This is a genomic window from Janthinobacterium sp. JF4, from assembly GCF_059617925.1.
Window position 1 is genome coordinate 50,498 of record NZ_JCAQAV010000037.1, and the last position, 6,871, is coordinate 57,368.

A 6,871-nucleotide genomic window follows, 5' to 3' on the forward strand; every position below is an offset into this window, starting at 1 on the left:
GCGGAAAAGAGCGGCAGCGTTCAGTGGCGGCAGTGGCCGCAGGCGCCGCTGCACGAGCCCAGCTGTTCTTCGTCCGTCGCCTCGCCCATGAAACCGGCGTCGTTGACGGCGGCCAGCAGGCGTTCCTGCGTGGCCAGCCGTTCGTCAAATTGCACCGTGGCGCCGTGGCGCGCCAGCGAGACGCACACGGTGGCCACGCCGGTGACGGCTTCGAGCGCACCCGTCAACCTGTCGGCGCAGCCTTCGTGATCCATCCCGATAATATTCAAGCGCGCTGTCTGCATGGGTTCCTCTTGTTTTTCAGATAAAAAAACAGCGTAGGCGAGGGGTATGCATGCCGTCCAGAGCAGCACGCAAGATTTATTTTGTATTTGCGGTTTTGTTGATCTGGATTAATTCCAGCCTCTCCTGCTCAGTCCAAAACTGCTGGTGTTTTATACACAGTTGCCGTATTCCAGTCGACAAGCGTGCTCTGCTGCGCGATACTGCCATCCTGATAAGAACGCTATGCAAGCGCTGGAAAGGCGGGGCCATGCAGCGCCGCCCCCTGCTCAAGTTCGCCGCGCTGTGGCCGTTGGGCGTGGCCGCCGCCGGCACCTCGCCGCCGCTGCCGCTCGTGTATCCGCGCCACCAGGCACTCGATGATCCGCAGCAAGGTTATGTGACGGCCTTGCTGCAACAGGCGCTGGCGCGTTCGGGCCAGGATTATGTCTTGCGCCGCTCCGAACTGCGCATGGTGCAGACGCGCGCGATGCAGGAAATCGCCATGGCGTCGGGCAGCGTCGATGTCGTCTGGACCATGACGAGCCGCGCGCGCGAAACGCAATTGCTGCCGGTGCGCATTCCCATCGACCGCGGTTTGATCGGCTGGCGCGTGGCCCTGATCCAGGCGCGCCAGCCGCAGCTGCTGCGCGACGTGCGCAGCATCGCCGCCCTGGCGCGGCTGTCGGCCGGCCAGATGCGCGACTGGCCCGACTCCGCCATCCTGCAGGCGAATGGCTTGCGCCTCGATACCTCGAGTACCTATGAGGGCCTGTTCCAGCAACTGGCGGCGGGGCGCATCGACTACTTTCCCCGTTCCGTGATCGAGGCGCAAAGCGAGCTGGCCAGTCATGCGCAATTGCCGCTGGCACTCGACGCCCACCTGGTCATCCGCTACCCGGCCGCGTTGTACTTTTTTGTCGGCAAGCACCGGCCGGAATTGGCCCGCCACATTGAAACGGGACTGGAAACCATGCTTGCCGATGGCAGTTTCGCGCAGCTGTTCCAGCGACATTTCGGCCACCTCGCGCAGGGTCTGAAGCTGTCCCATCGGTATGTGCTGGAGCTGGCCAATCCCGACTTGCCGAAGGAGACGCCGCTGGCGCGCAAGGCACTTTGGTATCGTCCAAAACATTACTAATAGTATTGTTGATCAGTGTCAAATAGCCGCTTCAATCGTGCGCAGGATGTTTGCTGAAACACAAGGCGAGTTCAACAGAACACCTGTTGACACTTGTAAAATTTTCACCGAACATGATTCCACGTTGCAACCTTTCCCCAGCACGGGCCTCCATGGCCAGTGCTGCGCGGGAAGCCGTGCGCCCGTTCAACAGCCAGCTGCCGTCAGCCGCTGAACGCCCCGTTCCCTTGTAACCATCCGTTATCTTTTCGAAGGTTTTCCCATGCTCGATTCGATCACGTCCGTATTGCACCAGGTGCCGGAACTGGCCCTGTTCCTGGCGCTGGCGCTCGGTTACGCGGTAGGGCAGATACGCTTCGGTCCCATCCAGCTCGGTGGCGTGTGCGGCACCCTGATCGCGGCGCTGCTGATCGGCCAGCTGGGCATCACCCTGGACGCCAGCGTCAAGAATGTCTTCTTCATGCTGTTCATCTTTGCCCTCGGCTATGCGGGCGGTCCCCAGTTTTTTGCCAATCTGAATGCCAAGGGCTTGCGCTTGGGAATACTCTGCCTGATCGAAGTGGTGGTGGTGTTGGCGCTGGTGCTGCTGGCCACGCGTTTCCTGGGCCTGGACCAGGGGACGGCGGCCGGCATGATGGCGGGCGCGGCGACGGAGTCGGCCGTCGTCGGCACGGCCACGGACGCCATCTCCAAGCTGGCACTGCCGGCCGCCCGCATCGCCGAGTTGCAGGCCAACGTGGTCACCGCGTATTCGATCACGTATATCTTCGGCCTGATCGCCATCGTCATCGCCACCAGCCAGATTTTCCCGCTGTTGCTGCGCGTTAACCTGCGCGAAGAAGCGGATAAATTATGGGAAAAGATGGGCGGCGCGCAGACCGATGGCGACGGGGTGCAGGCGACGCCGGACATGGTGGGCCGCGCCTACCGCATCAGCCGCGGCGCGGGGCGCCGCCTCGATGCCTTGCAGCATATTTTCGCGGGCCGCGCCAGCATCACGCGCGTGCGCCGGCATGGCAAGGTCTTGCCCTTGGAACCTGCGCTGCGCCTGCGCAACAACGACGAAGTGCTGGTGATCGGCCACCGTCCCGCGCTGGTGGCGGCCGAAGCCATCCTGGGCGAGGAATTTGCCGACACGACGGGCTTGAACATGGCCGTCTCCGCCGTGGAAGTGCTGCTGCAGCAAGCATCGCTGGTCGGCCAGCCCTTGCGCCAGCTGGCCTTGCCCTCCGGCGTGCACGTGGCGGCCGTCGTGCGTGGCGAATACAGCATGCCGCCCCTGCCGGACATGGCCCTGCAGCGCGGCGACGTGCTGCGCCTGTACGGCACGACGCAAGGGCGCGAGCTGAATGCGGCGCTGGCCGCCATCGGCAAGCGCGTGCCCACCGGCGATCGCAGCAATGTCGTCTACGCCAGCATCGGCATCGTGCTGGGGGTGTATATCGGCGGCTTCAGTGCCAAGCTGGGCGGCATCCCCTTTTCGCTGGGCACGGGCGGCGGCGCCTTGCTGACGGGCCTCGTGTTCGGCTGGTACCAGGCGAGAAAACCGGGCATGCAGGGCATCCCGCCCAGCGCGCTCGACATGATGAAGGATATCGGCCTGGCCACCTTCATCGCCTGCGTGGGCCTGGCCTCGGGACCGCAGGCGATCGATCTGATCCGCCAGTACGGGCTGTCGCTGCCGCTGATGGGCGTATTGATCGCCGTCATCCCCGCCTCGCTCTCCTTGCTGGTAGGCCACTTTTTCCTCAAGCTGGAAGCGCCCGTGCTCTTGGGCGCCATTGCCGGCCAGCAGTGCAGCACGCCGGCCCTGTCGGCCGTGCAGAACGCTGCCGGCAATTCCACGCCCTTGCTGGGCTACACGATTACCTATGCGATTTCGAACGTGGTGCTGCCTCTGCTGGGGCCGCTCATCGTGGCCCTGGCCGGCTCCGTCCACGCATGAGCAGCTTGCAAGAGCACAGGCAGTAAAGAATTCCTTCAACACGAAAGGCGGTCTGTATGGAATGGTTGCATGAGTTATTCAAGAAGTCGCCCGAAATTGCCTTGTTTCTCTCCCTGGCAGTGGGCTACTACATCGGCAAGATCAAGTTCGGCTCGTTTCAGCTGGGCGGGGTTGCCGGTTCACTGCTGGTGGCGGTCCTCGTCAGCCAGGTAGGCGTCGCCATCGATCCCGGCGTCAAGTCGGTGCTGTTCGCGCTGTTCATTTACGCGGTCGGCTATGAAAGCGGGCCGCAGTTCTTCAATTCCCTGGGCCGCCAGTCGGTGCGCGAAATTATCCTGGCCGTCGTGCTGGCCGTGACGGCGCTGCTGACGGTGGTCATCATGGCCAAGGTCTTTGGTCTGGACAAGGGCCTGGCGGCCGGCGTGGCGGCGGGCGGCTTGACGCAGTCGGCCATCATTGGCACGGCCGGCGACGCGATCACCAAGCTGGGCCTGGCGGCCGACGAGGTGGCGCGCCTGCAGGGCAACGTGGCCGTCGGCTATGCCGTCACCTACGTGTTTGGCTCGTTTGGCGCCATCATCGTCTGCGTCAACATCTTGCCGAAACTCATGGGGCGCACCATCCGCGAAGATGCGATCAAGGCGGAAACGGCGCTGCAGGCGGGCGTGCAGGTGCTGGGGCCGGGCCAGACGCCGGCCGCGCCCGACCTGATCGGCCGCATCTACGACGTGGGCCCGGGCGCCGGGCGATCCGTGGCGGAGATCGAAAGCGCCCATCCGAACACGGCCATCACCATCGAGCGCGTGAAACGCAATGGCCAGATCATCGACGTCAGCCCGGACCTGGTGCTGGCGGCCGACGATATCGTGCTGCTGGTGGGCCGGCGCGAAGCCATGCTCAGCGTCTCTTCGCAGCTGGGCAAGGAATTGCACGCCGTCGAAGGCATGGAGCTGGTCATGCAGCGCCGCGACATGGTGCTGACCAACAAGGCTTACCACAACAAGACGGTGGGCGAAATCCGCAATGCGACGGCGCCGGGCGTGCGCCATGGCATCTTTGTCGTCCAGCTGAGCCGCATGGGCAAGATCTTGCCCATGCAATCGGAAACCGTTGTGCAGACGGGCGACGTGGTGACCATCTATGGCGCCGAGCAGGACGTCAAGCGCGTGGCGGCCGAAGTGGGCTACATGATCGTGCCGAGCGCCAAGACGGACTTCGTCTACATGGGCGCCGGCCTCGTCGTCGGGCTGCTGGTGGGCTTGCTGGTGGCGCGCATCGGCTCGATTCCGCTGACCCTGGGCAGCGGCGGCGGCGTGTTGCTGTCGGGCCTGGTATTCGGCTGGTTCCGCGCCAAGCGCCAGACGTTTGGCTACATGCCCAGCGGCGCCGTGCAAATCCTCAAGGATCTGGGCCTGGCCGGTTTCGTTGCCGTCGTCGGCCTCACGTCCGGCCTGCAAGCCGTGCAAACCGTGCGCGAACACGGCCTGACCCTGTTTGGCGTGGGCGTCGTCGTGACCATCCTGCCGATGATCTTGACCATGCTGATTGGCCGCTACATCTTGCGTTATGACAACGTCGCCATCTTCGCGGGCGCCTTGTCCGGTTCGCGCAGCGCCAATCCCGCGTTCGGCGAAGTGCTGAACGCGGCGCAAAACTCGATTCCCACCGTGCCGTTCGCCATCACGTATGCCTTGGCCAACGTTTTCCTGACCTTGCTGGGGCCGCTGATCGTGGCCTTCGTCTGAGTCTGCATGTATGTGCAAGAACCTTCAACATTGTCCGTCTATAAGGAGTAGCAAAAATGGATTTCAGTAACCCAAGCAAACTCGCCCTGTTGAGCCCCTTCGAATTGAAGGATGCGCTGATCCAGACGGCCAAGCAAAGCAACCGTTTGATGCTGAACGCGGGCCGCGGCAACCCGAATTTCCTGGCGACCACCCCACGCCACGGCTTCTTCCAGTTCGGCCAGTTCGCCATGACGGAAGCGGAGCGTTCGTATGTGTACATGGACGACGTGGGTGGTTTTCCCACGCGCGAGGGCATCGAGGCGCGCTTTGAAATCTTCGTGCGCCAGCACGAAGGCACGCCCGGCGTGCACTTCATCGAGGCGGCCGTGTCATACGTGCGCGACCAGCTGGGCCTGAGCGCAGGCGACTTCATCTATGAGATGTGCGAAGCCATTCTCGGTTGCAACTACCCCGTGCCGGACCGCATGCTGCGCCTGTCCGAGAAAATCGTCGGTCAGTATATCCACCGCGAAATGATCGGCGACCATCCATTCATCGGCAACTTTGACATGTACGCCGTCGAGGGCGGCACGGCGGCCATGACGTATCTGTTCGCCAGCCTGAAATCGAACCACATCATCCAGGAAGGCGACACGATCGCCCTGGGCATGCCGATCTTCACGCCCTACATCGAAATTCCCCAGCTCAACGACTACAAGCTGAACACCGTGCACGTCGATGCGCCGCAATCGAACAACTGGCAATTCACCAAGAAGGAACTGGACAAGCTGCTCGATCCGAAAGTGAAAGCCTTCTTCCTCGTCAACCCCAGCAATCCGCCGTCCGTCAAGATCGATGACGAGACCCTGGAATACATCGCCAAGATCATCAAGAAGCGCCCGGACCTGATCATATTGACCGATGACGTGTATGGCACTTTTGCCGACAATTTCGTCTCGCTGTTCGCCATTTGTCCGTTCAACACCATCCTCGTGTATTCGTTCTCGAAATACTTCGGCGCGACGGGCTGGCGCATGGGCGTGGTGGCCACGCATGAAAACAATGTGCTCGACGACAAGATCGCCAAGTTGCCGGAAACCATCAAGAAGCAGCTCGATGCGCGCTATCACTCGATCACCACGGAGCCGCGCCAGCTGAAATTCATCGACCGCCTGGTGGCCGACAGCCGCACGGTGGCGCTGAACCACACGGCCGGCCTGTCCACGCCCGTGCAGGCGCAGATGACCTTGTTCTCGCTGTTCTCGCTGATGGATGAAGAGCAAAAGTACAAGCAGTCGATGAAGCGCATCGTGCTGCGCCGCAAGGAAGCGCTGTACCGCGAATTGGGCTTGCCGATGGTGCACGACGCCAACTCCGTGCGCTACTACCACCTGCTGGACATGGAGTCCTTGGCCGCGCAGATGCATGGCGTGGAGTTTTCGCAGTGGCTGCTGAAAAAGCTGAAGCCGAACGAAGCGCTGTTCCGCCTGGCCGAGGAAACGGGCGTCATCCTGCTGCCGGGGCGCGGCTTTGGCACCACGCATCCGTCCGGCCGCGTGTCGCTGGCCAACCTGAACGAATACGACTACGCCAACATCGGCCGCGCCATCCGCAACATGGCGTCCGAGTTCTTTGCCGTGTTTGAAAAGGAAAAGGAGAAGGGCGGCAAGAAGGCGAAGAAGTAAGCCGCTAGCCGCTTGGTCTGAGTGAAACGGGCGCCCCGCAAGAGGCGCCCGTTTTTATGTGGGTGCGCCCAGCATGGGCGCACTCCTGTGGGTGAAAGTCCCGCCGTAAGCT

At 62.6% G+C, this 6,871-nt stretch carries 5 protein-coding genes; 4 read left to right on the forward strand and 1 reads right to left on the reverse strand.

What is annotated here, in order from left to right; genetic code table 11:
* Positions 1-20: 20 nt before the first annotated feature.
* The gene (locus AC54AF_RS21760) at positions 21-284 is read right to left on the reverse strand and encodes a heavy-metal-associated domain-containing protein (protein WP_496638192.1); all 264 of its coding nucleotides are present in this window, start codon (positions 282-284) and stop codon (positions 21-23) included.
* 248 nt (positions 285-532) lie between these two features.
* On the opposite strand from AC54AF_RS21760, the gene AC54AF_RS21765 reads away from it, so the two are divergent.
* From AC54AF_RS21765 to AC54AF_RS21780, 4 genes are all read left to right on the forward strand, one after another.
* Positions 533-1,402, forward strand: coding sequence for a substrate-binding periplasmic protein (locus AC54AF_RS21765; protein WP_496638193.1), 870 nt, complete (start codon positions 533-535; stop codon positions 1,400-1,402).
* A gap of 262 nt (positions 1,403-1,664) precedes the next feature.
* Positions 1,665-3,347 (forward strand): aspartate-alanine antiporter, encoded by a 1,683-nt coding sequence (aspT, locus tag AC54AF_RS21770; protein ID WP_496638194.1) that lies wholly within the window; start codon positions 1,665-1,667, stop codon positions 3,345-3,347.
* Between the two features lie 56 nt (positions 3,348-3,403).
* Positions 3,404-5,092 (forward strand): aspartate-alanine antiporter, encoded by a 1,689-nt coding sequence (gene aspT, locus AC54AF_RS21775; protein WP_496638195.1) that lies wholly within the window; start codon positions 3,404-3,406, stop codon positions 5,090-5,092.
* Positions 5,093-5,148: 56 nt separating this feature from the next.
* Positions 5,149-6,759: a bifunctional aspartate transaminase/aspartate 4-decarboxylase gene (locus tag AC54AF_RS21780; protein WP_496638196.1), complete on the forward strand. Its 1,611-nt coding sequence runs from the start codon at positions 5,149-5,151 to the stop codon at positions 6,757-6,759.
* Positions 6,760-6,871: the final 112 nt, after the last annotated feature.

Bases quoted from the DNA above. Each gene is read 5' to 3' on its own strand.
- AC54AF_RS21760 (WP_496638192.1), bottom strand. From the start codon at position 284: ATGCAGACAGCGCGCTTGAATATTATCGGGATGGATCACGAAGGCTGC.
- AC54AF_RS21765 (WP_496638193.1), top strand. From the start codon at position 533: ATGCAGCGCCGCCCCCTGCTCAAGTTCGCCGCGCTGTGGCCGTTGGGC.
- aspT (WP_496638194.1), top strand. From the start codon at position 1,665: ATGCTCGATTCGATCACGTCCGTATTGCACCAGGTGCCGGAACTGGCC.
- aspT (WP_496638195.1), top strand. From the start codon at position 3,404: ATGGAATGGTTGCATGAGTTATTCAAGAAGTCGCCCGAAATTGCCTTG.
- AC54AF_RS21780 (WP_496638196.1), top strand. From the start codon at position 5,149: ATGGATTTCAGTAACCCAAGCAAACTCGCCCTGTTGAGCCCCTTCGAA.